Origin of the sequence: Rhodococcus sp. DN22, from assembly GCF_036669995.1 — a bacterium.
GTDB lineage: Bacteria > Actinomycetota > Actinomycetes > Mycobacteriales > Mycobacteriaceae > Rhodococcus_F > Rhodococcus_F erythropolis.
On record NZ_CP133326.1, the window covers coordinates 167,444 to 192,523 of the forward strand.

Below are 25,080 nucleotides of genomic sequence, written 5' to 3' on the forward strand. Positions count from 1 at the left end.
TACGAATCTTCAGACCAGGGCAGGAGGACCGCGCCGCGAGATGCTGGCGCGAAGAAGGGCGTCGACGGGTCCGTGATGGATTCCGGTCGAGACGGTGTGGCCGCGGGAAGTGACGGCGGCGGGAGCCAGGGACGCCAGGACGACGTGGAGAGCGTGGGTGACAACGCGGTAGAGGCGCTCGGCGGCCAGGACCGCCACCGCACAGGCGACGGTGGCACCGGCGTGAGCACCGAGCATCACCAATCCCGGAGCGGGCGAATGAGCGTGCTCGGAGAGCGTCATGGTGGTGTGGGCGGCAAGCTGACCCAGGCCAAGAGCCACGATCAGGGCAGCGGGCCCCCGGGAGAGGGCGGGAAGGGTGGCCGTCACGGCGCCGACGGTTGCGCAGACGGCGAGCAGCAGGGTCAGCGACGACGACTGTGGCAGCTCGCCTCCGCCGATTCCATGCGCGGCTACAGCGAGAGCAGCCGAAGCGGAACCGACAGAGATCCCCCGGAGGGTCGCGGTCTGCTCGGCTGCTCTCACTGGCGTTCTCAGGTCTAGCGCACGCCGAGACGTGCGAGCAGATCTGCTTCGACGCCGTCGAGTTCGGAAGAAATTGCCTGGTGAGCTGCCTTACGGCGAGCCTGCGGCATCTGCTCGGCAGCGCGAACTGCCGTGCTGAGATCGCCGAGGCGCTCGCGGATGGCGGTGGCAAAACGCTGCGTCTCCGCATCGTCGGGCTTGCGGCTGAGGATCTCGGTGACCGAGCTCTCGGCGCCGGCGATACGAGCGCTCAACTTCGCGCCGTGACCGGTGTAGTCACCGAGCTGGTCGACGGCGATGCCCATCTTCTGCGCGCGCGTGGTGTCGAGCTGGGCGCGCACAGCCGTGGCAGCGCGGTAGGCGATCGGCAGGAGAACGGGGGCAAGCAGACGTGCCACACCCAGGTACTTACGCACCTTGGCGACAGTCAGGCCCTGATTCGCAGCGGCTTTCTCCTGCGCCTTCAGGGTCGCGATCTGCGCCTTTTCGATCTTGTGCTGTGACTCGATCTCGGCTTTCTCCAGCTTCTTGAGCGACTTGGTCTCGACCTTGTCGCGCTTACGCTGGCTCTTGGCGTTGAGCTTCGCCTCGACCTCAGCCTTGTGCTTGAGAGCCTTTGCCTCCGCCTTGCGGGTGGCACGAGACTTTCGCTTCTTGAACAACCCCATCGAAAAGGACCCCGTTTCCAGGTGTTTGTGTGTTGCCAGGTACCTGCGCTTCGGCTTCAGCCTAGGGGAGCACATAATCTTCGTCATCGTGTGTTCCGTTAACAACCCCGCGCCCCAGCTCCCGATCATCGATTCGGGGGCGTTGACCCGATGCCGTCATCGGGTGCGTCTGGACGGGTTGTTTCCCGGGAAATCGGCTTCGGAACCCGTCGACACCGGCGTCAAGCAGCGCCAGGATGCCGCGATCGCGAAGCGCACGGAGATCGCCGAACTGGTGATCGGCGCTGCTCCCGAGCGTTGGGTGAAGATCAACCCCGATCAATCGGCGTCGGCTCAGGCTCGCGACACACTTGCTGCCTGTGAGGCCGGCGCGGACCGGATCTGGGGCGCGGTCTTGCCGGTCGAGCGCGACACCGGACGCAAGGGCCGCTGCGAAATGCTCATCCGTGACGACGAGGGCGGCGGGTACATCCCCGTCATTGTCGTCAATCACAAGGTGACCGATCCCGGCCAGGGCGCGATCACCTCGGGGCTCTTCGAATGGGAGCCCGCGGTCGATCCCAAACGCAAGGTCCGCAGTCAGGTCCGCGATCAGATGCGCGTCGCGCAGGTCTATCGGATGCTCGAGCGTCGTGGGCTGGCGAGCCCGTCGCTCACGGCAGGCGCGATCGGATACAACGGAGACTGCGTCCTCGTCCACGACCTCAGTGCGATTCTCGACGACTACGACGAGCGTTTCGCCGACCGTATCGCTGTTGCCCGCGGCGAGGTGCTGACGTCTCCGTCACAGGTGAGCGAGTGCAAGTCGTGCCCGTGGTGGACCGAATGCAAGCAGGAGTTGGTTCGCAACCGCGATGTCAGCCTGGTGGCTGTCGGATCGCGAGCGGAGCTTCTGCGCGACGTCGGCTGCAACACGATCGATCAGCTGGCCGCATGGGACGGTGAGCCGCTCGAGGATTGGCCGCACGGAAATTTCGACGACGCAGTAGTGATCGCCAAGGCGTGGTTGGCAGATGCTCCGTTGGTGCGGCGGTTCGAGAAGATCTCGGTGACTCGGGCGGACATCGAGATCGACGTCGACATGGAGAGCTATCAGGAGCACGGCGCCTATCTGTGGGGAACGCTGCTCAATGTCGGTGGCTTCTCGATGTACCGAGGATTTGCGACGTGGGATCCGCTGCCGACGCGTGACGAGGCGCGGTCGTTCGCAGAGTTCTGGGGTTGGTTGATGGCGGAGCGTGCCGCAGCCGCTGCTTCGGGTAAAACCTTTGCCGCATACTGCTATTCGCGTTCGGCCGAGGACAAGTGGTTGTTGGACTCGGCGCGCAGGTTTGCCGGTGAGCCCGGGATTCCGAGCAAGGACGAGATTCGTGAGTTCATCGACAGTCCGCAGTGGGTCGACATCTATCAAGCGGTGAGTGATCAGTTCATCTGCCCGAACGGCAAGGGACTCAAGAAGATTGCCCCCGTCGCCGGGTTCAACTGGCGTGACGCCGAAGCCGGTGGTGAAGCGTCGATGGCGTGGTACCGCGAGGCGGTCGGCTACGACGGTGAGCCCGACGAGACGCAGCGGACACGCATCCTGCAATACAACGAGGACGACGTCATTGCCACCAAGGTTCTACGTGAGTGGATGACGGACCGCGCGGAGAAGGAAATTCCGCTGGCTTCCGAGTTGTAGCGCCGATCCGTTCTGTCGCTATTGTCTGAAACATCCTATTTAACAGGGTGTTTCAATTCGTAGTTTCTCGTCATCGTGTGCCCCGAGCCCGCATCCGCGCTACCTTCATCTGGTCGGCTCCACGATGGAGGGTGTTGCATGCTGAGCAGGCTGACTTCGAGTGCGAGCGACGCCGAACTGTCTGACGTCGAGCGGCGCGACCTCTTCTCTCGCCAGGTTCGTCAAGTGACAACGGTAGCTCCGCTGGCCAACGTCGCGAATTTCTTCAGTGCGTGCGCTTTGTTGGCCTATGTCGTGCCGCCGGCACACGAAGAGTTCCGCCTGATCTGGGGAGCGGCAGCGCTCGCAGTCATCCTCAATTCGGTGCGTGTGTGGCTGCCGAGGGCCATTCAGGGAGAGAGGTATTCGCCCAAGCACACGACCCGGTACGACTACTGGGCGCTCATGCTCGAAGTGGTACTGCTGGGTGTTTTGTACACGATCCTCGCGGCCGAGATGCTTCCGGTGATAGACGGTTCACGAAAGCTGGTTCTGATCGCGACCATCGCCGGTGTGGTGGGTGCCGGTGCAGTTGCGCTGTCGACTGTTCGGTCGCTGGGTTTGGCCTGGATTCTGGTGCACGGCCTGGGATTGTTATTCGTCATGCTTGCCGGGGCGACGGCCGAGTACTTCGTCCTTTCGTTTCAACTCGTTGTCTACATCAGTATTCTGTGCGTCGGCGTCGTGTACCTCTGGGCGTCGTTCCGAAGTCGTTGTCTTGCCGAGTTCGAGGCTGCTGCCGAGCGCCAGACGGTCAGTTTGCTTCTCGACGATTTCGAGGGTGGGTCACGCGACTGGCTGTGGGAAGTCGACACCACCGGGACGTTGTCGCACACCTCCGCTCGGCTGTCGCAGATCTCGGGTGTCTCTGTCTCCGACCTGCGAACCCTGTCGCTGCGCGGATTGTTGGATCGGCTCGACGTCGGTTCGACGAAGAGTGGACGAGCCGCGGTCCACGTCATCGGAGATCACCTCGACCGCCTCATGCCGTTTCGAGAGGTCGTCATTCCCGTTCGTGTCGGCGGCGTCGACCGATGGTGGTCTCTGTCGGGTCATCCCAGGCTTTCCGAGGCCATGGAGTTCGTTGGTTGGCGAGGCGTGGGTTCGGACATCACCGAGAAGTACAACTACGAGCGGCGAATTCTGTGGCTCGCTGCAACCGACGGACTGACCGGGCTCCCGAATCGCCGGACGTTCGGCACGGAGCTGTCCGACGCGCTCGGCGCTGTCCGGACCGGCGAGCAGGTTCTTGTCGGCATCCTCGACCTGGACAATTTCAAGTCGGTGAACGACACGTTAGGGCACCCCGTCGGTGACAAATTGTTGATTTCCGTTGCTGCACGGCTCAATCGAGTGGTCAGTGGCGCCATGTGTGCGCGAATCGGGGGCGACGAATTCGGCGTCGTCCTGCGGGGAACAGGGGACGGCGGCGAGGTGTTTGCTCGCTATCTGGGCGCACTGCGTGAGCCGTTTTTCGTGCGGGGGAATCGCATCGAGGTTCGTGCATCGATCGGTTATGCCAGCGCGCCGGCAGATTCCGAAGACGCGGACACGCTTGTCATGTCCGCCGACCTGGCGCTGTATGCCGCAAAATCCGCCGGCAAGAACCGGGTCGGAAGATACTCGCCGGTGCTGCGCGCGCGGGCCAGGGAACGAGCATCGGCCCTGCAAGAGCTTGGGCTTGCGATCGAGTCTCGGCAGTTCGAGCTGTACTACCAACCGCAGGTTCGTGCGGACACCGGCCGCGTCGAGGGTTTCGAGGCACTGCTTCGCTGGAACCATCCGGTGCGGGGAGTGCTTGCGCCGCGCATCTTCATCGATGTCGCGGAAGAGACGGGTTTGATTGTCCCGCTGGGGCTTCAGGTTTTACACATGGCCTGCGCCGAAGCGACGACCTGGCCCGATGATACCTACGTGACGGTGAACGTCTCTCCGGTGCAACTGATGTCGTCCGGCTTCGGATCAGCAGTCAACGATGCGCTGGAGGCATCCGGTCTGTCCAGCAAACGGCTTCAGCTGGAAATCACAGAGACGGGAGCGGTAGAGGAGCTTGCCGTCGCCGAGCTGGATCGCCTGCGTGCCACCGGAATTGCGATTGCCCTGGACGACTTCGGAACTGGCTATTCGTCTTTCGAGAGTTTGAAGAAACTGCCGTTGGACATTCTCAAGATCGACCGGTCGTTCATCACCGAACTGAGCGAGGGTGATTCGGCAGTTGTCACTTCGGTGGTCGAGGTGGCGAAGGCGCTCGGTATGCAGTCATTGGCGGAAGGCGTGGAGACGGCCGACCAATTGAGTCTCTTGCGTACCGCCGGTTGCGAATTGGTTCAGGGTTACTACGTCAGCCGACCGATGCCGGCGACGGAAGTGGCCGAGTACCTCAGCGCAACTGCCCAATCCAGCGGTGGGTATTTTCATTCGTTCTGACAACCGTGCGCCTTTATTAACCGCGGGCGGTTAATAAAGGCGCACAGCAGGGAGGTTAGCGCGGCGCCATGCGGAGAGCGCCGTCCATGCGGATGGTCTCGCCGTTGAGGTAGTCGTGCTCGACGATCATCTGCGCGAGCTGCGCGTACTCGGACGGCTGGCCCAGGCGGGACGGGAACGGAACGCCGGCCTCGAGGCCCTTGCGGTACTCGTCGGTGACGCCTGCGAGCATCGGGGTGTCGATGATGCCGGGGGCGATGGTGTTGACGCGGATGCCGAACTGCGCGAGGTCACGGGCAGCCGGAACAGTCATGCCGTGCACGCCGCCCTTGGAAGCGGAGTACGCGATCTGGCCGATCTGTCCTTCGAAGGCAGCAACGGAAGCGGTGTTGATGACGACGCCACGCTGGCCGGACTCGTCGACGGCCTCGGTCTTGGCGATGGCGTCGGCGGCCAGGCGCATGACGTTGAAGGTGCCGAGCAGGTTGACGGTGATGACCGTGCGGAACAGCTCGAGGTCGTGCGGACCCTTCTTGGACAGGACGCGTCCCGCCCAGCCGACACCGGCACAGTTGACGACGATGCGCAGCGGGGAGCCCGACTCGACGATCTGGTTGATCGCTGCCTCGACCTCTTCGCCGCTGGTCACGTCGGTGGGGATGAGAGTGACGCCGGCGGGGACGTTGTCGCCTGCGCGCTCGATCGACGCGGGCAGATCCAGGCCGAAGACGGTAGCACCGGCGTCGGCGAGGCGCTTGGCTGTTGCGGCGCCGAGGCCTGATGCCGCTCCGGTGACCAGTGCTGCGGTTCCCTTGATTTCCACTTCGTGTGCTCCTCGAGTTAGCGATCGGTAAGGCGGTGGTGCGTGTCGAGAACCATAACGCGAGGGTGTATGTGAGGGCGAACGCGCGAGACCCGCGTAGGGCTGGGTACCTTGGACGCGAGGTCTGAGAGCAAAGCACCGGACGAGAGGGGACCTGCGTGAGCAAGGCGCCTGTGCGTCCCGCCGCTTCTGTCGAGAATTTCGAGCGGTTGCAGCGCGACCCGCTCTTCGAAGATCTTGCCGAGCTGATTGCCGAGGTTCTCTCCTACGCGTTCGATGCGCCGGCCGCCGTCGAGATCGAACAGTGGACGATCAGTTGCCTGCCGTCGACCAACCGATCGGCGGAGCGACATCGCTTGTTCACTCTCAACATCGGTCCGATGGAGATTCTGAGCGTCGAGTGCCATCTGGTCGGCGGTAAGCCGATCGAACACGTCATGTCCGTGTACGTATCCAGTTCGGCACTGGAATCGCGAACCGGCTGCAGCATCGAAGAACTCGATGCCAAGCACGATCTGGTCGCCATCAGACGCACCGAGTTGGCGTCCGCCGACGGCGACGGGACCGTGATCGACTGCAGTCTCGAGGACTCGGATGCGTTGGAACAGTTCGCCCTACTGCCTGTCGATGTGACGACGGTACGTCCACTCGCGGAGCATCTTGTTGCCAAGGGCAAGGGCCCATTTCGGCAATATCACAACTCCGGGTTCGCCAAATATGTACTGGAAAGGTCGCTCGACCATGGTTGATCAGTTGCCCATCCGCCTCCCGCGTGTGCTGCGAGACGGGGACGATGCCGGCGCGGTCGACGTGCTGCAGGAATACTTCACGAGGCCGCTCCGAAAGACGGGCTATCTCCGTACCGGTGCGCTGTGGGATTCCTGGGATCCCAGTGGCAACCGCGATCGTGATGCGAACATCTTTACCGCGGAAGATCTTGTTGCGGTGACGCTTCTGTCGGTTCAGGTTCCGGCGCAAGGGGCCTTCTTCCTACTCGGGGAGAACAATGCCGAACTGAACCGACTCCTGGCCGACGTGGGCCCCGATCGCGATCTGTCGAACGAACCCGATCCCTTCACTCCGGAATCTCCGGTGTGGCGGTTGGAGACGGCGCTTCGAGAGATTCACGGCGTCGGGCGAACCATGGCGTCCAAACTGATCGCACGCAAGCGTCCGCGGCTCTACCCGATCTACGACGACGTCATCGGGCGGGAGTTGGGAACGAAGGCTGCCCATGTGGAACCGGTACGAGAGGCCTTGCACGACGGAGAATTACACGTGCGATTGCTCGACTTGCGAGTTCGGGCCGGACTGGACGATGCCATTCCGGCGATCCGGGTGCTGGATGTGCTCGCCTGGATGCAGGGTAAGGGATACAAACCGGCACTCTAGCTTTCTTGTCGGTGGGCAGGTCTAGTGTCGAATGTATGTTCGATAATGGATCGACGGGCGGTGTGGGGGCAGTCGTAGATGACGGCCGTCCTGTCGTCGATCCACTCGTGCTGCCGGACATGCTCTTTGCAACGGCGCAGAGCGAGAACATGCTGGCCGCACAGAAGGTGCTCGGTGCATCCATGTTGTCGGAGTCGAGATTCAATGCGGAACTCGACGTGTCCGGTGATGTCGACAAGGCGTGGCGGATCGCGTGCAACGAGATCGCGGTCATGCTCACGTGTTCGCGGCGCACAGCCGAAGTTCACATCGAGATCGGTGACGCCTTGCGCGAGTTCCTTCCGCTCACCAAGGCCGCATTTGCTGCCGGCGAGCTGGACTATGCGCGCGTGCGCAAGATTGTCGACGGACTCACCGGGGTCGACCCCGAGGCGATCGCAGCACTCGAGCGCCGGGTACTTGCCTCGGCGCACCGTCTTCCGCCCGGGCAACTGGAGCGCGACATCGAACGTCAGCTCTTTGCCTACGATCCGGATGCTGCTGCCGAACGTCGCCGGAAGATGCTGGAGCACCGCGATGTTCGCACGCGTGCAGACCGTCACGGACTCGCCCAGTTGCAGGCAACACTCAGCGCGAACGAGGCTGTCGAAGCGCTTGGCCTGATCAACGAGGCCGCCGGAAGCGTCTGCAACCACGATCCACGAAATGCCTCGACGCGCCGGGCCGACGCGCTGGTTGCTCTCCTGCACGGTGAGAACGGGCTGACTTGCCAGTGTGGCAGCGAAACGTGCGAGGCAGTATCCCCAGCAAGTCGATCAACTGCGCCCTCGCGTCGGAAGCCGTTGCTGCACATCGTGTGCGATCTGCCGACGCTCCTCGGGTTGACGTCAGATCCCGCGAGTATCGACGGGTACGGGCCAATCGATCCCGACTTTGCTCGCGAGCTTGCCGCCGATTCCACTTGGCAGGCACTGTTTGTCGACTTTCGCTCTCAGGCCGCCGGGAATCGACCGCGCCGGCAACATACTCCGGCTGTCCTGCCGCTTGTCGCCCGACGCGATCGCCTGAGTCGCGAACCGAAAGGCTGCGGAGATCGGATTCGAGCGATGCAACGGTTGGTCGCGCGAGCCCCGGACATAGTTCGAAGATCGGATGGGCATGGCGCCCAGCCCGATCCACCTCCCGGCGCGCTGACCTACGCTCCGGGAGCGGCTCTGGCCGCGCTTGTACGGGCCGTCGACGGTCACTGCCGGTTCCCTGGTTGTTCGGTGCCCGCGAGCAGGTGCCAACTCGACCACATCACCGAATTCGATCCTTCCGATCCGAGACGCGGAGGGTGGACCATTGCGAGCAACCTCCAATGCCTGTGTCTTCATCACCATCAGGTGAAGACATACAGGTTATGGACGCCGGTGATGCTGGAGGACCGTGCCATTCACTGGACCGACAGCACCAGCGGGTTGACGGCTGTCACGGTTCCGGAGAGGCACTGATTTCGAAGATGGTCTCCAGACCGTCTTCTTCGTCCCACTGCTCACCGACTTCGTTGAAACCGTACTGGCTGATCAGATTTCGCGATGCGATGTTGTCCGGGCTGATGGTCGCTCGAACGATGTGCACTTCGGATTGGCGACTCGCGACGTCGAGAAGTATCTCGAGGGCAGTTCGAGCGTAGCCCAGTCGCCGGAATACCGGGTCGATGCGATATCCGATCTCCACCATCCCGCGCGCATCGGGGCGACCGTGGAATCCGGCCAACCCCACCGGCGTCGAGGTGCGGGCATCGACGGCGATGCGGGTGATCCACGCGTTGTCGAGTGGGTTCCCGGATATCTGCTTGCTCCGGTAGCGCCACAAGCCCTGGCATTCTTCGCCGAGGAGATACGGGGTCAGGAGGTTGGGTTCGAGTTCCATTGCGAGAGTGGCGTTGTCTTCACCCAGTGCGTGGAGGGCGAGTGGTGGAACCCGGATCAGTTGAAGTCCACGTCCGTCGAGTGCCCAGGGTAGTTCGGTAACTGTCACAGGTCGGCGATCGGAGTCGACAGAGTTATGTCGACGCCGATGCTCCGAAGATTGCCGTCCAGAACCTGCCAGATGGAGCGCCCGAGGAACTCGGCCAATTCCGCACTGGTCACATCGGAACCCGGCTGGCTGAGCCAACGGTTGACGCTGACGTCGACCAATCCGATGACGCCGAAAGCCAAGGGCTCCGCCATCTTCGACGATTTGCCGCGGCTGGCGAGGATCGCACCCAACAGGTTCCCCAATTGCACGGCGATGGCCGTCTTGGTTCCGGTCACCACTTTCGAACCGGTGGCCCGCGTGCTCGGCGAGCCCTTGCCTAAAAAGTGGTGCAGTCGTGGGTATTTCACAATCCACTGGAGGTAGGTCTCGACTGCCCGTGAGATAGCCTCGCCGACCGTACCCTGCGGCGTGAGGGTGGGTGTCAGGTCGGTCATCATCATCTCGAGGATGCGAACTCGCAGCTGCTCGTCGAGGTCGGCTCGATCCTTGAAAATCCGGTAGACAACGGAACGTGGGACGTCGGCGCGCTCGGCGATCTGCTGGACGCCGACGTCGGCGCCACCTTCGTTGACTGCATCGAGTGCTGCGTCGAGGATCCGCGCTTTGCGCTGCTCCTTGTGATCGTTCCAGCGAGTGCTGCGCCCGTCGGGCTGCGCCGACTCGGCTGTTTTTGTCATAAATCGAACGATACTCACCCCGCCATTGACTGGACAAGATGTCTCACATACTTTGGTGGGACAGCGTGTCACACACAGATACCGTTCTCTTCAGGAGTGGCAATGAGTAACAGGGTTTTTGTCGTCGGCGTCGGCATGACGAAGTTCGAGAAGCCGGGAGCCCGCGAGTGGGACTACCCCGACATGGCACGCGAGTCGGGTACCAAGGCGCTCGAAGACGCGGGTATCGACTACACCGAGGTCGAGCAGGCATACGTCGGCTACGTCTACGGCGAGTCCACCGCAGGTCAGCGGGCTGTCTACGAGCTGGGTCTGACGGGCATCCCCATCGTCAACGTCAACAACAACTGTTCGACGGGATCGACCGCGCTCTACCTCGCCACGCAGGCAGTCAAGAGTGGTCAGGCCGACTGCGCACTGGCGCTGGGCTTCGAGAAGATGCAGTCCGGGTCCCTCGGATCCACCTACGACGACCGTGAACAGCCACTCATGCGGCACCTCCTCGCTCTCGCCGAGCTGCAGGAGTTCGCGATGCCGCCCGCTCCGTACATGTTCGGCGCGGCCGGCGTCGAGCACATGGAACGCTTCGGAACCACTGCAGAGCAGTTCGCGAAGATCGCCGTCAAGAACCACAAGCACTCACTGAACAACCCGTATGCCCAGTTCCAGGACGAGTACACCCTCGAGCAGATCCTCGAAGCGCGCCAGATCCACGGGCCGCTCACCAAGCTCCAGTGCTCGCCTACCTCGGACGGATCCGGCGCGGCGATCATCGCCAGCGAAGCATTCGTCGAGAAGCACGGCCTCGCTGCTCAGGCGATCGAGATCGTCGGACAGGCCATGGTCACCGACATGAACAGCACCTTCGAGGACAAGAGCGCGATCAGTCTCGTCGGCGCCGACATGACCCGTAAGGCCGCTGAGAAGGTGTACGCGCAGGCCGGGATCACCGCCGACGACGTCGACGTCATCGAACTCCACGACTGCTTCTCCACCAACGAGTTGCTGACGTACGAGGCGCTCGGACTGTGCGCCGAAGGTGACGGCGGCAAGCTCGTCGACGCCGACGACACCACCTACGGCGGACGCTGGGTGGTCAACCCGTCCGGCGGCCTCATCTCCAAGGGGCACCCCCTCGGCGCAACCGGTCTTGCCCAGTGCGCCGAACTCACCTGGCAGCTCCGCGGAACCGCCGACAAGCGTCAGGTCGACGGCGCGAAGGTCGCTCTCCAGCACAACATCGGACTCGGCGGCGCAGTTGTCGTGACCGCATACAAGCCCTACGCACGCTGAATCACACCCACAACCCGCTAGCTACCCACCAGGAGTTTCATCATGGCTTCCGTTTCCGTCTCCGCTGTACTGCCCGCATCCCCCGAGAAGACCTGGGATGCGCTCTCCGACCTGTCTCGCTGGGAAGAGTGGCTCACCATTCACCAGGGCTGGAAGAGTGAACTCCCCACCCAGGTTGCGTTGGGCGCCAAGTTCACCGAGGTCGTCTCCGTGATGGGTATGGCAAACAAGATCGAGTGGACCGTCGAAGAGGTCGAGGTTCCGAAGATGGTCAAGATTGCCGGTACCGGAATGGCCGGCGTCACCGTCGAATTCGTTCTCTCGGTCGAGGCCGACGGTGCCGGTTCGAAGGCAACCGTCGACGCCAGCTTCAAGGGCACCATGATCGTCGGGCCGATCGGCAAGGCAGTAGCCAAGAACGCCAAGGCTGACCTCGAGGCCTCGCTGGCCAAGTTCGCCGAGCTGGTCGGGTAACGGCTCGATGACGACACCGAAGACCAACGCGGTCGAATTCGATACGTCCGGGCTGGACGTATGGACCGATCCGGAGCACTTCGAGGTGACAGCCGAGCGCATCGCTGAATATGCCGCTGCCACCAACGATCCCATCGAGCGACACCTGAAGGGCGAGATCGCTCCACCGGTCTTCGCGGTGGTACCCGTCTTCATGTCGATGGCACCCGCTGCGCTGTCGGTGGCGCCGGTCGAACTGCTGATGAAGCTCGTTCACGGTGAGCAGGACTTCCTGTTCCACCGTCGGATCTACCCCGGTGACCACCTTGTCGCTCGTGCCAAGCCCATCGGATTCGAGGGCCGGGACAACGGATCCACCGTCGTCATCTATGTCGAAACCAAAACCGACAAGGGTGAATTGGTCAACGAGCAGTGGATGACGGCCTTCTTCCGCAAGGTCGACGCAGGCCCCGGACTTGGCGAGAAGGCTCCCGAACACCGATTCGACGACGCTCTTCGCGCGGGTAGTCCCGCAGCGGTGGTGAACCAGCACATCGACGAGGACCAGACGTTCCGGTACTCACCGGCTTCCGGCGATCCGATGCCGATTCACCTCGACGAGGAGATCGCTCGGATGTCCGGGCTCCCCGGAATCATCAACCACGGACTGTGCACGATGGCGTTCACGTCGTGGGGAGCCTTGACCGAACTGGCGGGCGGAGAGACCGAGCGGTTGCGCCGTCTCGCAGTGCGATTCGCGAAGCCCGTGCTCCCGACCCAGGACATCGAGACGGTGTTCTACAAGTCGGGTTCGGCAGACGGAGCCACGTCGTACTCGTACGAAACCAGCGCGGTCGGCGACCTCGTCATCAAGGACGGCCTCGCGGTCATCGCCGACAAATGAGTCTTCATGTCCGACAACTGAACTGATGGGAATCTGAACTGATGGGAAGTCTCGACGGTCGCGTAGCGATCATCACCGGAGCAGGACGCGGCATCGGCCGTGAGCATGCGCTGCTCTTCGCTCGTGAGGGTGCGAGCGTCGTGGTCAACGATCTCGGCGGCGCAAACGACGGATCGGGCGCAGATGCCGGCCCGGCGCAGCAGGTAGTCGACGAGATCGTCGCCGCAGGCGGAAAGGCTGTTGCCAACACCGACAACATCGCCACCTGGGACGGGGCCGAGGGCCTCGTCAAGCAGGCCGTCAGCGAGTTCGGCCGACTCGACGTACTGGTCAACAACGCGGGCATTCTCCGTGACGCCTTCATTGCCGGCATGGACGAGAGCCAGTGGGATGCAGTCATTGCCGTGCACCTCAAGGGTCACGCGGCGACGCTGCACCACGCTGCCGCGTACTGGAAGGACCAGAGCAAGGCAGGCGAGACCGTCAACGCTTCGGTCATCAACACCGCTTCGGCTTCGGGTACCTTCATGCCCAACGCGGGCCAGGGCAACTACGGCGCCGCCAAGGCGGGCATCGCAGCCCTGACTCTGGTGGCCGCTGACGAGCTCGATCGATACGGCGTGCGTGTCAACGCTATTGCGCCGATCGCGCGTACTCGGCTGACGCTGGCGACACCCGGTATGGGCGCGTTGTTCGCCGCCGAGGTCCCCGAGGGTGAGTTCGACGCGTTTGCGCCGTCCAACATCTCCCCGCTGGTGGCCTATCTAGCGGCAGCGGATTGCAAGCTGACCGGCAAGGTGTATGCCGTTCAGGGTGGGGCCATCACGGAACTCGCCGGCTGGCACGGTGTGAACACCATCGAGAGCGAGGGTCCCTGGACCACCGCCGACCTCGCAGAACGTCTGTAAGCGCATGGCACGCAACGCATACGAACTCGGCCTCGGGCTGAGTGAGGAGCACACCGCACTCGCAGATTCGGTGCGGTCATTCGCCGAGCGCACCATCACTACCGAGCAGGTGCGCGCGGCGGTGGAGTCGAGGACCGAGGACAAGTTCCCCGAGTTCTGGACGGCCCTGGTCGGGCAAGACCTTCTCGGGCTCGCGGTTCCGGAAGAACAGGGTGGTCACGGCGCCGGTCTGCTGACCTTGGCGGTGGCACTGGAAGCATTGGGTCGCACTGTCTCTCCCGGCCCGTTTGTTCCGACAGTATTGGCAAGCGCCGTTCTCGGTGCCGCCGATTCCAAGGCGGGACCCGAGTTCCTGCCGGGTCTGATCGACGGAAGTCGTACGGCAGCAGTCGCCTTGGGTGCACCGTTGACGGCCGAGTCGTCGGACGGCGGATACAAGATCACGGGCGCACTCGACGGTGTGCTCGGCGGTGAACACGCCGACGTGCTGCTGGTCCCGATCCAGTTGCCCGAGGGTGTCCGCTACGCGGTGCTCGAGAGCAGCGCAGTCGCGATCACCGTGCAGGACAGCATCGACGTGCTGCGCGGCAGTGCGCGGATCGAAGCTGACAATGTTCAGATCAGCGCCGAACGGATACTCGACGGTCTCACCGAGGCGCGGGTACGGTCCATTGCCGCAGTCGTTCTCGGTGCCGAAGACGTCGGCGTCATGTCCTGGTGTGTTTCCACTGCGTCGGAGTACGCCAAGACACGCGTGCAGTTCGGGCGACCCATCGGCCAGTTCCAGGGCGTCAAGCACAAGTGTGCGCAGATGGGCATTGCACTCGAGCAGGCACGCGCCGTTGTGTGGGATGCGGCAAGCGCATTGGACAAGGGCGACGACACGGCAGATTTTGCCGCCGATATCGCCGCAGTCATCGTGCCGGACGCCGCAGTGCAGGTAGCGCAGGATTGTGTGCAGGTCCACGGCGGCATCGGATTCACGTGGGAGCACGACGCCCACCTGTACTACCGGCGCGCGCTCTCGATCCGCGGCATTCTCGGTACCCGCGAGGATCGTGCCAACCGTGTTGCGCAGCAGGCACTTGACGGTGTCAGCCGGGCTTCGGTTCTCGAACTGCCGCCCGAGGCAGAGGAGATCCGCGGCGGCATCGCGGCCGAGCTTGCCAAGTTGGTCGAGCTCGACGAGGACGACCAGCTGATCGCGCTCGGCGACGGCGGCTGGGTTCAGCCGCACCTGCCGAAGCCGTACGGGCGCAGCGCCGCTCCGCTCGAGCAGATCGTCATCTCCCAGGAGATCAAGGCTGCGGGTATCTCGATGCCGCAGCTCCTGATGGGCACCTGGGCCGTGCAGGCCGTCGTAGCGCATGGTTCGGACAAGCAGAAGCAGGAATTGGCAATACCGACCCTGCAGGGTGAGCTGGTGTGGTGCCAGCTCTTCAGTGAGCCCGGTGCTGGTTCCGACCTCGCGTCATTGTCCACGAAGGCCGAAAAGGTCGACGGCGGTTGGAAGATCACCGGTCAGAAGATCTGGACCACGGTTGCGCAGTTCTCCGACTGGGCAATGCTGATCGCCCGTACGGACGCCACCAAGCCGAAGCATCAGGGCATCACCTACTTCGTGCTCGATATGTCGACACCGGGCATCACCGTCCGCCCGCTGCGTGAGATGACGGGTTCGGCGTTGTTCAACGAGGTGTTCCTCGACGACGTGTTCATCCCCGACGAGAACGTGGTCGGCGAGGTCAACGACGGCTGGAACGTCGCACGTACGACGCTGGCCGGCGAGCGCGTCGCCCTGAGCCAGAAGATGGAGGCGTACGCCTCGGACTCCGATCTACTGAAGTTCGCGAAGTCGGCAGACCTGAGCCCGATCGGGCGCTACCGCGTCGGCGAGCTGGTGGCCGAGAGTCAGGCGATCGACCTCATCGGCTCCCGCGTTGTGCTCAAGCAACTTTCGGGAATCGACGTGAGTACGACGTCGAGCGTCGGCAAGCTGTTGGCGATGAAGATCAGCCAGTCGATCGCCGAGTTCGTCGTCGCCGAACTGGGTGCTGCCGGAGCAGTCAGCATCCCAGGTCAGCCAAGCGACAAGGCGATGGAGCAGCTCATTTCGGGCCGTGCCACCACCATCTACGGCGGCACAACCGAGGTGCAACTCAACGTGATCGGTGAGCGCATGCTCGGATTGCCGCGAGACTGAGGGTATTTACCGGTGAGGCTCAGTCCTGGATTCTTCTCCAGGGCTGAGCCTCTTCCAGTTCGAAGGCCAATTCGAGGAGTGTGCGCTCGTCGCCGAGATCGGCGGAGAAATGCGAAGCCAACGGCAAACCGTTGCTGGACTGGTGCATCGGTAGCGAAATCGCGGGACCACCGGAGATGTTGTTGAGCGGTGTGAACGACGTGTACGCGATCAACTTGTCGAAAAGCTCCTCGAAAGGCTGAGCGGGAGAGAGGTGTCCGAGCTCGGGGGTGGTGTGCCCAAGAGCCGGCGAGAGCACGACGTCGTACTTCAAGAACATGGCGCTGTACTGCTGCTGGAGCCGTCGCAGGCGGTAGAGCACGCGCGGCGTCTTCACCAGGTTCTTCCGGTACAGCGTGTACAGGCCCTTGGTGAGATTGTCGGTGCCGGACTTGTCGAAGTCGGGCCCGAGCATCTGTTTGCCACCGGTGGAGATGGCAAACGACAAAAAGCCCCAGTAGATGCTGAAGTCGTCGATGAATTCCGGTCCGACTGGCAATGCCGCGTCCTCGACGTGATGGCCAAGGCCGGCAAGGAGTTCAGCCGTAGCTTCGACGGACTTGCGTGTCTCGTCGTCGGTCTTGGTGACCGTCACGGAATCGGTGATCACGCCGACGCGCAGGCGGGTTGAGCTGGGTCCTTCGATCAGGCGAACCGGTGCGAGTCGTGGATTGCGGTAGTAACTTTCGGCCGCTGACATCCATCGTGCGGTGTCACGCACCGTGCGGGTGACGGCGCCCTGAGAGATCAGCCGGATCGGCATCGACTTGTCGGCCGGATCGGCGATGGTACGGCCGCGAGTGGGTTTGAGTCCGACCAGTCCGCAGGCAGCGGCGGGAATGCGAATCGATCCACCACCGTCGTTGGCGTGCGCGATCGGGAGGACTCCGGCAGCAACCAGTGCGGCAGCGCCACCCGAGGAAGCGCCCGACGAGTAGGCCGGGTTCCACGGGTTGTGCACGGGTTCTTCCGTCATGTACTCGGTGGACGCACTGAATCCGAACTCGGGCAGTCGGGTCTTGCCGATCGAAATGGCCCCGGTGGAGAGGAACTGCTTCGCGAAATCGCTGTCAGCCTTGGCGGGGACTGCTGTGAAGGCGGTGCTGCCCTGCTGGGTGGGAAGGCCGGCGCTGTCGGTGTTGTCCTTGATCGCGGTGGGCACACCGGCGAAGATGCCCGCGGCCGGCCGGTTGCTCCTGGCAAGGGCGCGATCGAAATCTGTGCAGGCCAGACCGTTCAATCGCCCCTGCACTGCCTCGGCGCGCGCGATCGACGCCTCCATGACTTCCCGTGCGGTCACCTCGCCTGATTCGATCCGGGCGGCGACGCCGGTGGCGTCGAGATCGCCCAGGGCGTCATCGGTGAATGCGTGGACGGGGGTGTTGGGGCTCATGGGGATCCTTGTCAGGCGGAGGCACTCAGGTCGTCCGTCCAGCATATTGGACGGACGACCCCTGAGTGGCGCTATCTGTGGATTGCGGTATCAGCTACCGAAGATCGTCACAGCCTGCTCTGCTGCCTGCGGTGCCTGCTGGAACAGGCCCTGAGGGATGAACTGCTGAGGAATGAACTGCTGGGGACCCAACTGCTGGAAGTTCGTGACCATCGGGTGGATGACGTTGTTGAATACATCGTTGAACATGTGTTGCGTCCTTCGGTTACAGCGTTTTTCGAACTTCTGACTCCATCGACACTAAGCACGGTTCGGGTGGGTTTCAACGAAAATCACTGATACACAGTCAAGTTCAAGTTCATTGCCAGCTAGGGGCCAGGAATCGGCGTTTCTTCACAGCTTCGACGCGGTGCCGTGCAGATTCTTGGCTGTCGGGGACGTCTCGACGGATTTTGGATCGGGGTACGTGCCCAGTACGCGATCGGCCGTTCCCGCGGTGGTGACGGTGAACCAGTAGTGCTCGTTCTTGAAGTGATGGTTGCGATGGTTGCGCCAAACCGACCGGTAGAGAGCAGTTTTCGGCTTGTAGTCACTGTGGATGAGGAAATGAGTCCACTCGTAGCCGAGGCCGAGTACGGAAATACAGGTCAGGAAGGTCAGACCGAGTTCGACACGGGGAAACGCCAGGAGTGCGACGGCAGTCAGGACGGGAATCACGATCAGGAGCGTCTGCCACGGAATGAAGATGAGTGAGATGGTTCGCGGGGCGAAATGGTGCTCCCGATGGCTGCGCGCCAGGCGTGAATCGAGGGTGACGCCGGCAATGGTCCGCGGCTTCCAATGGAGAACGAAGACGTGAATAATCCACTCCACGAAGGGGAATGCGGCAAGCATCACGAGCGGAACAAGGGCGTCGGTGATCTGCCAGTTGCCCAGCGTGAAGCGCGCTGCCGCAGCGACCACCAACATGGTGCCGATCATCCACGGCGTCGGTGACTTGCGGAACGTCCGTGCTGCGTCGGCCAGAGTGAGAGGCTTGCTCATGGTTTGAGTCCTTCCAGGAAGGTGAGAGCATCGCCGATTGCCGTCGTACCGGTGTGAAGGAGCTGTGCGGCTGACGCCTCGGCAGTTGACTCGTCGTGTGAAGTGATGGCGGAGGCCAGTTTTCGATACAGGTCGGTCTGGCCGACTTCGGCGACCATGACGGAGGCAAGTGCAGTCATGGCCGGTTCGTATGCAGCGCGCAGGCTGTTGAAGATCAAACGGAAGGCAATGGAATCCGCGCTGTCGACGACGACGTCCCAGAACGCCAGAGCGCGGTCTTGCAGCTCTACCGGATCTTCGGTGGCGCCTAGTTGATCCACGGCCGTGTCGAGTTCTCGGGCAGATTCCGCGGAGATGCGACGGGCGGCCAGCACCGCGATCTGCGGTCCCATCAACTCGCGAGTTTCCAGGACGCTGCGCACCACGGTCAGGTCGGGGACGCCGTCTCGAACCAACAACTGGGGGAGAAGTTCGGGTCCGGCCTGGCGTCGAAAATCTCGCACGGACGTGGACTCGCCCTGGCGGACCTCGACGAGCCCGGCCTGGGCGAGCTTCTGAATTGCCTCGCGGACTGCGGGCCGCGAGACACCGAATGCCTCGGCGAGCTTGCGCTCGCTGGGTAGCGCCTCACCCGCGGCCAACTCTCCGGCCAGCACTTTCACCGAAATCTGGTCGAACACTGCGCCGGAAGCGGAGGTACGTGCAACGGGTTGGAACATGTACTGACCGTAAGCGCTAACTGGTGAGAGGTCAAGTGGTATGACCAGTTACCGTCACTGCAGGTTGCGAGTGGTGTCCGCCAACTTGTTCAGGAAGTCCGTGTAGGTGAGTGCGAATCCGACTTTGTCGTCGTAGTCGAGCGGTGCAACATTGCCGGCGGCCACGGCTGGAACACGATCCCACGCCGGGTTGCCCGGCCAGGAGTCGAGATTCTGGGCGACGACGACATCGGCGTCGGCGAGCACATCCGCATTCTCCCAACCGAATTCGGCGCTGTAGCCGCCGATCGCGGCCGACTGGGCGGCGGTGATCGCGTCGTTGGACAAGATCGTGTAACCGAGTGACGACGCTACGTCGACGGTCAGGTTGTTCGGGGTGTTGAACACGAAGAACTTGTCCTCGATCAGCGATACGAAGGCGATCGTCTTGGTCTGCGCGACGGAACCGACGTCGTTGCGGGCAGTGGCGAGAGCGGCTTCGTACCGCGCCTGTGCTGCCGAGGCGGCGGCGGTCTTGCCCAGTAGTGCCAGTTGCTCGCCCATGAATCCCAGAGGCCCGCCGAGTGATTCGGTCTCCTTGTCGGGCGAGCTGCCGTCCTGGATCACCAGAACCGGTGCGATGTCCTCGAAAGTGAGGTTCTGTGACTTGTAGCTCTCGTACCAGCCGACGGAGATGAGGATCAGGTCCGGGTTGTAGCTCAGCACGTCCTCCTTGCTGAGATTGCCGCCCAGATGCCCCGCATCGGCAGGGACCTTGGATGCGAGATGGCTCGACTCGTCGTAATCGAGGGCGACGATCGGGTAATCGGCGAGAAGTGCGAACTCGAGGGACGTCCGGGAGTCGATGACAACCACTCGCTGCGGGTCGGCAGGTATCTGGGCGGAGTACCCCGCGAAGCTGTAGTCGATGGTCTCGGCCGAAGGCGAGGGCTGGTCGTCGGACGAGCTGCACGAGGCGAGCGTGCCGATCAGGATCGCGCCGACCGCGAGCGCGATAGACCTGGCAAAACGGCGGCGGTGGTGCATCTGTGGTGTTCTCCAACGTGTTCGGGCAACATGGTTTGCCTTGCCTAACAACGCTAACGTGTCACCCGTGCGGGTTTGGTGCCATTCTGATGCGGTTTCATGACAGGTGAGAACGAGCGGAAGTACGCGGCGGGGGTGTGGCCGATGACCTGCCTGAACAGGTCGATGAACGTTCCAGGGTTGGCATACCCGAGGCCGCGGGCCACGGCGACGACAGGTTTGCCTGCGGCAATCTCGATCAATGCAACGCGGACGCGCACCAGAATTCGCCATTGAGTGAGCGTCGTGCCGGTGTCGGCCTGGAAGCGGCGCATCAAGGTCCGGCCACTCACGCCGATGGTGCGAGCCCAGTCGGAAGTGGTGCGGTCGTCCGCCGGATCGGCGATGATCTGCTGGGCAATCGAAAGAAGGTCAGGCGTTCTCGGCAACGGAATGTCGAGACTCGCGGCCTGAACGGGATGGATGAGGTCGATTGCCACCTGCTGTAGCCGTAGTCGCTTCAGGTCGGGCATGGCGTTGTTCTCGTTGTGTAACAACACCTCCCGAAGTGCACCGGTCATGGGTATGCCGACTATCGAGTCCCAATCGGTGTCGATTCGATCCGGCGTCAGGTACGTCGCGAAGATGACGGCGCCGTCGTCGGAGCGGACGCGGTGCGCAGTGCCGGCAGGAATCCAGATGCCGAGCATCGGCGGAACCATCCAGAGGTGTTCGGACGCTTCGAGGGTGACGGTCCCACCTGCCGACCACAGCAGTTCATGTTCGCGGTGGGTATGGAAATCCCAGACGCCAGTTGCCGTGCTCTTGAACCGGATGGTGCTGACGGACCACGGCTCCGCGACGATCCGGTTCGGGGTGGACACCGGCTCGTTCCACGTCGACGGTTCCAGGGTCGGCGCTCCCCACAACATGATGCCGGGGAAGTCCTGTCGCGAAGGCGTCACGAACCAAGAACGTACCGGCTTCCGGCCGTCGACCGAGGGGGTGCGCGTATCGATGGCTCGATCGAAACAGTGGTTGGCCATGACGCTTCACCGTAACAGTGCAGGTGAGAGTAATTTTAGGTAGCCCTAATTCGGATACCGTCAGGAAACCCATGACATCACTTCTCTTGCCTACCGCTGACACCGATGCCGAGTTCGCTCGCATCACCGCAGCACTTACCCGACGCGGTTTCCTCGGGGCCGGTGCCTTGGCGGGGATCGGATTGCTCACGGCCTGTGGAACCAGCTCCAGTGAATCGGCCGAGGGCTCGATGCGCACCATCAACACGGCCCTGGGGCAGGTGGAGGTTCCCGCCAACCCGCAGCGAGTGGTCAGCGCCGATTACTACACGGGCCCCGCGATGTTCGACGCCGGATTCACGCCCGTCGGATTGCCGGTGGACTACGAGAACGCCGACGGTGTCCCGGAACCGTATGCGTCTGCCCTGCGGTCTCTTCCGAAGGTGGGACGCTGGTACGAGCCCAACGCCGAGGCGATAGCGGCTTTGTCTCCCGACTTGATCGTGATGACCAACCTCCTTTCGGAGAACAACCCGGATCTTTACGAGCAGATCCGGTCGATTGCACCGACCGCAGTTTTTGCCGAAGACGGCCAGTACGCGTGGAAGGAGCGCGCCCTCGGGGTCGCGGACGCACTCAACCAGAGTGCGAAGGTTCAAGAGTTGGCAGACCGGTACGAGGCGCGGATCGCGAAGTTCCGCAGCGACAATGCTGACGTGTTGAGCAAGGTGAAGGTCGTCTACACCACGTACTTCGAGGAGAGTGGTTTCTCGCTGTACTCGCCGACCAAGTATCAGACGACGGTCCTCAGCGAGGCCGGGTTCCAGTTCAACGACCGCTCACTCGCAATTCCTGCCGGCAGCAACGAGTGGTTCCCGAAGGAGCAGTTGGAGCTACTCGACGAAGCCGACGTCATCATCACCAACAGTGGCAAGGGTCCCATCAACGAGAAGTTGGCGAACGACACCATCTTCCAGCGTCTGCGCGCCGTCAAGAACGATCAGGTGTACTCGTTCGACTACGAGGGCGTCGCGTCCTTCGGTTGGGCCCTGACGTTCCTCGAGCAGTTCCAGCCGATTGCTGAGGAGATCAGAGCCAAGCTCTGATCTCCTCAGCGATCAAGAGGAAGCCGGTGCCACCACGTCCAGCCTCGGTTGATGCTGGTCGGTGTATGCCCACGGGCGGATCTTCTCCAGTGCTTTGCCGATCCGGAACACGGTCGGTTCGTCGTACGTATGGCCGACGATCTGGACGCCCGTGGGAACGCCGTTGTGTGCGTGTCCACTGGGCACCGCTAGTACGGGGCACCGATTGGCGACGTTGAACGGCAACGTGAGAAGTGCTTCGGCGGTGGTGTTCACGTGCTGGCCCGCAACCGTGAGGCCGTCGAGCAAAGACTCGCCTGCCGGGAAGGCGATGGTGCCCGAAGTCGGGCAGATCAGCGCATCGAATGGAGCCATCGCCTCGGCGAGCTCTCGTTGCATCTGGGTTTCTTTGCGAAGGCCGTCCAGAAATGACATTTCTGCAGCGCCCTTCGACGTGATCGCGACGTTGTCGAGCGTGTAGTCGGCAAGAAGATCACCGTGGACGCGAGCAACTTCCGCGACGGATGCACCCATGATCGTTCCGAAATGGACTTTCACCGCTGCTGCCATCGAATCACGAGTCCACGGCAACTCGATCTCCTCGACGATCGCGCCGGCATCGACCAACGACTGTGCGAGAGCCCGGGTGTTCGCCTCGATGTCAGGCTCGATGGGGAAGTCACCGAGCCGCAGGCACAGGGCAATGCGCATTCCCTCGACCGTCGGGTACTCGTGTGGCAGCGTGATCGCCGGCCTCAGGGAAGAATGGTCACGCGGATCCGGCCCGATCAGAACGTTGGCCAAAAGAATTGCGTCGTCGACAGTTCGGGCCATCGGACCGTCGCCACGGTAGGAATCCATGGACAGCGGGGCGACTCCGGGAATGCGGCCGTACGACGCTTTGAGTCCGACGGTGCCGGTGAAGCCTGCCGGGCCCCGCGTCGACCCGCCGATATCGGATGCTGTTGCCAGAGTGGTAGTTCCGGCAGCGAGGGCGGCGCCCGCGCCTCCGGATGAACCGCCGGGACTGTAATCGAGGTTCCAGGGATTGCGAGTCACGCCCCACAGTGGAGAGTGCGTGAATCAAGCCGCCTGCTGCCAGAACTCGATCGATCACCGGTGCGTTCTCGCGGGCGATGTTTCCGCGTGCCGCCAGCGAACCTTCGGTCAGAGACTTTCCGGCAATAGCGTGTTTTTCCTTGGCAGCTACCGGAATTCCCTCCAGCGGCCGCGGATCGGGTCCGTGGCCGAGATATCGGCTCTCAGCTTCCCGAGCGCCGATGAGTGCCTCCTCGAACATCTCTTCGGTGAAGGCATTGATGCGAGGTTCGAACTTCTGGGTTCGGTCGACGACTGCTTGTAGCAGCTCGACCGGAGACAATTCTCGCGTGCGAAAGTGTGCAATAGCTTCGGTGGCGCTGAGGTAATGCAGGTCGTCTGACATGGCGTTATCTCCCTGGAGAAGTATGTGTAGGAATCACGCGCTTCGCGCAAGGGCGCCCAGTGCGGCCGCAGTCATAGCCGTGACACCTTCGGGTAGTGCCGCGGCCGGATCCGGCGCGAAGCGCGGTGAGTGATTCGAGGGTGTGCCGGGAGGAATCCGTCCCTCGGCGAGTGCGGCGAGAGCTCTTTCGTCGAAACTCCGAAGCGCCGTCCCGCCGAAATGCCAGAATACGGAGGGGCATTGGGCAGCAGTGCCGAAGACTCCGAAGTCCTCGCTGCCTGAAAGTGGTTGCAGCAGGGTGTGCATTCCCAATCCGGCCCGGCGTAGGTCGGTCATCACCGTGGACGTTGCGTCCGGAGTGTTGACCGTGGCCGGAAAGCCGTTGTACGCATGAACGTCCGGCGCTTCGGTGGCGCCTGCTCCGTCCGCTTCTGCGCGAGCGATCCGGCCTACAGATTCGAGCATGTGTTCTCGCGACGATGCGCTGAAAGTTCGCAGACTGAGTAGTAGTTCGGCGTCGTCGGCAATGATGTTCGCAGCTGTGCCGGCGTGCAATGCTCCCACCGTGAGCACCGGTGCTGTCGGGGTTGCCGCTTCATGAGCGACCAGACTTTGAATGCGCAGCGCGAAAGATGCTGCCATCAACAAGGGGTCGATGCACGCGTACGGCGAGGACGCATGTCCACCACGGCCGTGAAAAACCACTCGAATCGTGTCGGATGCTGCCATCAAGATGTCGGGTTTGCTGACCAGCATCCCAGCCGGAGTCGGACCCACGTGTTGTCCCAGGCAGAGGTCCGGTCGCGGGAAACGGTCGAAGATTCCGTCGTCGACCATCGCACGAGCGCCGGACCCGGTCTCCTCGGCAGGCTGGAAGACCGCGACAACAGTGCCGGTGATCGACGTCGGATCCGCGGAAAGTGCTGCGCACGTGGCAAGTAGCGCGGTGACGTGGACGTCGTGGCCGCACGCATGCATGACGCCATCCGTCTTGGAGGCGTATGACAACCCGGTGTCTTCTGCGACCGGCAACGCGTCCATGTCGGCGCGTAGCAGGATCACCGGCCCGCTGCTCCCTTGGAGAACACCGACGACACCCGTGCCGCCGACTCCGATCGTGACGTCCCAGCCGCCGATCCGCCGAAGCTCTTCGGCAACAAGTGCGGCAGTGCGAGTTTCGTTGCCGGACAACTCGGGGTGTGCGTGCAGGTCCCGGTACAGATCGAACCAGTGCGGCTCGACGGTTCGCAACCGCGACGGGTCTCCGAATTCAAGATTCGAAAGCAGTTGATTCATGGTCGATCTTCT

General features: G+C 62.8%; 23 protein-coding genes and 1 pseudogene. 11 read left to right on the plus strand and 13 right to left on the minus strand.

The features are described from left to right. Positions 1 to 9 precede the first annotated feature (9 nt). Positions 10 to 525 carry a hypothetical protein gene (locus RA302_RS00730; protein WP_019746333.1) on the minus strand — a complete coding sequence of 172 codons (516 nt, stop codon included), beginning with the start codon at positions 523 to 525 and terminating at the stop codon, positions 10 to 12. Positions 526 to 539: 14 nt separating this feature from the next. Continuing rightward, the gene (locus tag RA302_RS00735; protein ID WP_166501606.1) at positions 540 to 1,193 is read right to left on the minus strand and encodes a DUF6474 family protein; all 654 of its coding nucleotides are present in this window, start codon (positions 1,191 to 1,193) and stop codon (positions 540 to 542) included. A 124-nt stretch (positions 1,194 to 1,317) separates the two neighbouring features. Between RA302_RS00735 and RA302_RS00740 the strand changes: the two genes are divergently transcribed. Both RA302_RS00740 and RA302_RS00745 read left to right on the plus strand, forming a co-directional pair. Continuing rightward, positions 1,318 to 2,874, plus strand: coding sequence for a TM0106 family RecB-like putative nuclease (locus RA302_RS00740; protein ID WP_070384810.1), 1,557 nt, complete (start codon positions 1,318 to 1,320; stop codon positions 2,872 to 2,874). 138 nt (positions 2,875 to 3,012) lie between these two features. Beyond that, a complete protein-coding gene (locus RA302_RS00745; protein WP_166501607.1) occupies positions 3,013 to 5,340 on the plus strand; it encodes a bifunctional diguanylate cyclase/phosphodiesterase in 2,328 nt (775 codons plus the stop codon). A gap of 55 nt (positions 5,341 to 5,395) precedes the next feature. Here the strand turns inward: RA302_RS00745 and RA302_RS00750 are convergent, their stop codons facing one another. Beyond that, positions 5,396 to 6,163, minus strand: coding sequence for an SDR family NAD(P)-dependent oxidoreductase (locus tag RA302_RS00750; protein WP_166501608.1), 768 nt, complete (start codon positions 6,161 to 6,163; stop codon positions 5,396 to 5,398). A gap of 158 nt (positions 6,164 to 6,321) precedes the next feature. On the opposite strand from RA302_RS00750, the gene RA302_RS00755 reads away from it, so the two are divergent. The 3 genes from RA302_RS00755 to RA302_RS00765 are packed head-to-tail and all read left to right on the plus strand — an operon-like array spanning position 6,322 to position 9,048. Next, entirely contained in the window at positions 6,322 to 6,912 is a 591-nt protein-coding gene (locus RA302_RS00755; protein WP_020968068.1) for a hypothetical protein, read from the plus strand. Then, positions 6,905 to 7,555 carry a DUF6308 family protein gene (locus RA302_RS00760; RefSeq protein WP_084325541.1) on the plus strand — a complete coding sequence of 217 codons (651 nt, stop codon included), beginning with the start codon at positions 6,905 to 6,907 and terminating at the stop codon, positions 7,553 to 7,555. The genes RA302_RS00755 and RA302_RS00760 overlap by 8 nt, the downstream gene beginning before the upstream one ends. A 35-nt stretch (positions 7,556 to 7,590) precedes the next feature. Next, the gene (locus tag RA302_RS00765; protein WP_166501609.1) at positions 7,591 to 9,048 is read left to right on the plus strand and encodes an HNH endonuclease signature motif containing protein; all 1,458 of its coding nucleotides are present in this window, start codon (positions 7,591 to 7,593) and stop codon (positions 9,046 to 9,048) included. Here the strand turns inward: RA302_RS00765 and RA302_RS00770 are convergent. Both RA302_RS00770 and RA302_RS00775 read right to left on the minus strand, forming a co-directional pair. Further along, positions 9,026 to 9,577 carry a GNAT family N-acetyltransferase gene (locus RA302_RS00770; RefSeq protein WP_166501610.1) on the minus strand — a complete coding sequence of 184 codons (552 nt, stop codon included), beginning with the start codon at positions 9,575 to 9,577 and terminating at the stop codon, positions 9,026 to 9,028. The two genes, RA302_RS00765 and RA302_RS00770, sit on opposite strands and share 23 nt — an antisense overlap. Continuing rightward, positions 9,574 to 10,257 (minus strand): TetR/AcrR family transcriptional regulator, encoded by a 684-nt coding sequence (locus tag RA302_RS00775; RefSeq protein WP_020905717.1) that lies wholly within the window; start codon positions 10,255 to 10,257, stop codon positions 9,574 to 9,576. The genes RA302_RS00770 and RA302_RS00775 overlap by 4 nt, the downstream gene beginning before the upstream one ends. A 102-nt stretch (positions 10,258 to 10,359) precedes the next feature. Between RA302_RS00775 and RA302_RS00780 the strand changes: the two genes are divergently transcribed. Genes RA302_RS00780 through RA302_RS00800 form a run of 5 tightly spaced genes read left to right on the plus strand, consistent with a single transcriptional unit; the run spans position 10,360 to position 16,018 of the window. Then, the gene (locus tag RA302_RS00780) at positions 10,360 to 11,550 is read left to right on the plus strand and encodes a lipid-transfer protein (protein ID WP_007735955.1); all 1,191 of its coding nucleotides are present in this window, start codon (positions 10,360 to 10,362) and stop codon (positions 11,548 to 11,550) included. A 42-nt stretch (positions 11,551 to 11,592) separates the two neighbouring features. Continuing rightward, a complete protein-coding gene (locus RA302_RS00785) occupies positions 11,593 to 12,024 on the plus strand; it encodes an SRPBCC family protein (protein WP_019746343.1) in 432 nt (143 codons plus the stop codon). A gap of 7 nt (positions 12,025 to 12,031) precedes the next feature. Continuing rightward, a complete protein-coding gene (locus tag RA302_RS00790; protein ID WP_166501611.1) occupies positions 12,032 to 12,907 on the plus strand; it encodes a MaoC/PaaZ C-terminal domain-containing protein in 876 nt (291 codons plus the stop codon). A gap of 41 nt (positions 12,908 to 12,948) precedes the next feature. Continuing rightward, on the plus strand, positions 12,949 to 13,815 hold the full coding sequence (locus RA302_RS00795) for an SDR family oxidoreductase (RefSeq protein ID WP_007735961.1): 867 nt from the start codon (positions 12,949 to 12,951) through the stop codon (positions 13,813 to 13,815). A 4-nt stretch (positions 13,816 to 13,819) separates the two neighbouring features. Further along, positions 13,820 to 16,018: an acyl-CoA dehydrogenase gene (locus tag RA302_RS00800; RefSeq protein WP_092765635.1), complete on the plus strand. Its 2,199-nt coding sequence runs from the start codon at positions 13,820 to 13,822 to the stop codon at positions 16,016 to 16,018. Positions 16,019 to 16,037: 19 nt separating this feature from the next. Here RA302_RS00800 and RA302_RS00805 read toward each other — a convergent pair whose 3' ends face one another. The 6 genes from RA302_RS00805 to RA302_RS00830 all read right to left on the minus strand — a co-directional run bounded on the left by RA302_RS00805 (position 16,038) and on the right by RA302_RS00830 (position 21,183). Further along, on the minus strand, positions 16,038 to 17,450 hold the full coding sequence (locus tag RA302_RS00805) for an amidase (RefSeq protein WP_166501612.1): 1,413 nt from the start codon (positions 17,448 to 17,450) through the stop codon (positions 16,038 to 16,040). A 90-nt stretch (positions 17,451 to 17,540) separates the two neighbouring features. Next, positions 17,541 to 17,699, minus strand: a complete 159-nt coding sequence (locus RA302_RS00810) for a hypothetical protein (protein WP_020905720.1) — start codon at positions 17,697 to 17,699, stop codon at positions 17,541 to 17,543. Positions 17,700 to 17,843: 144 nt separating this feature from the next. Further along, positions 17,844 to 18,494: a sterol desaturase family protein gene (locus RA302_RS00815; RefSeq protein WP_019746348.1), complete on the minus strand. Its 651-nt coding sequence runs from the start codon at positions 18,492 to 18,494 to the stop codon at positions 17,844 to 17,846. Next, entirely contained in the window at positions 18,491 to 19,213 is a 723-nt protein-coding gene (locus RA302_RS00820; RefSeq protein ID WP_019746349.1) for a GntR family transcriptional regulator, read from the minus strand. Before RA302_RS00820 ends, RA302_RS00815 begins: the two co-directional genes overlap by 4 nt. 54 nt (positions 19,214 to 19,267) lie before the next feature. Next, entirely contained in the window at positions 19,268 to 20,239 is a 972-nt protein-coding gene (locus RA302_RS00825) for an ABC transporter substrate-binding protein (protein ID WP_166501613.1), read from the minus strand. Positions 20,240 to 20,292: 53 nt separating this feature from the next. Then, complete coding sequence (locus tag RA302_RS00830; protein WP_198538398.1) at positions 20,293 to 21,183, minus strand: AraC family transcriptional regulator; 891 nt, start codon at positions 21,181 to 21,183, stop codon at positions 20,293 to 20,295. Positions 21,184 to 21,335: 152 nt separating this feature from the next. Here RA302_RS00830 and RA302_RS00835 point away from each other — a divergent pair, with 152 nt between their 5' ends. After that, positions 21,336 to 22,349, plus strand: coding sequence for an ABC transporter substrate-binding protein (locus RA302_RS00835; RefSeq protein WP_166501614.1), 1,014 nt, complete (start codon positions 21,336 to 21,338; stop codon positions 22,347 to 22,349). A 12-nt stretch (positions 22,350 to 22,361) separates the two neighbouring features. Here RA302_RS00835 and RA302_RS00840 read toward each other — a convergent pair. Together RA302_RS00840 and RA302_RS00845 are read right to left on the minus strand one after the other, a co-directional pair. Then, positions 22,362 to 23,772 (minus strand): annotated as a pseudogene (locus RA302_RS00840) (amidase). Positions 23,773 to 23,805: 33 nt separating this feature from the next. Next, entirely contained in the window at positions 23,806 to 25,068 is a 1,263-nt protein-coding gene (locus RA302_RS00845; protein ID WP_166501615.1) for an amidohydrolase, read from the minus strand. Positions 25,069 to 25,080: the final 12 nt, after the last annotated feature.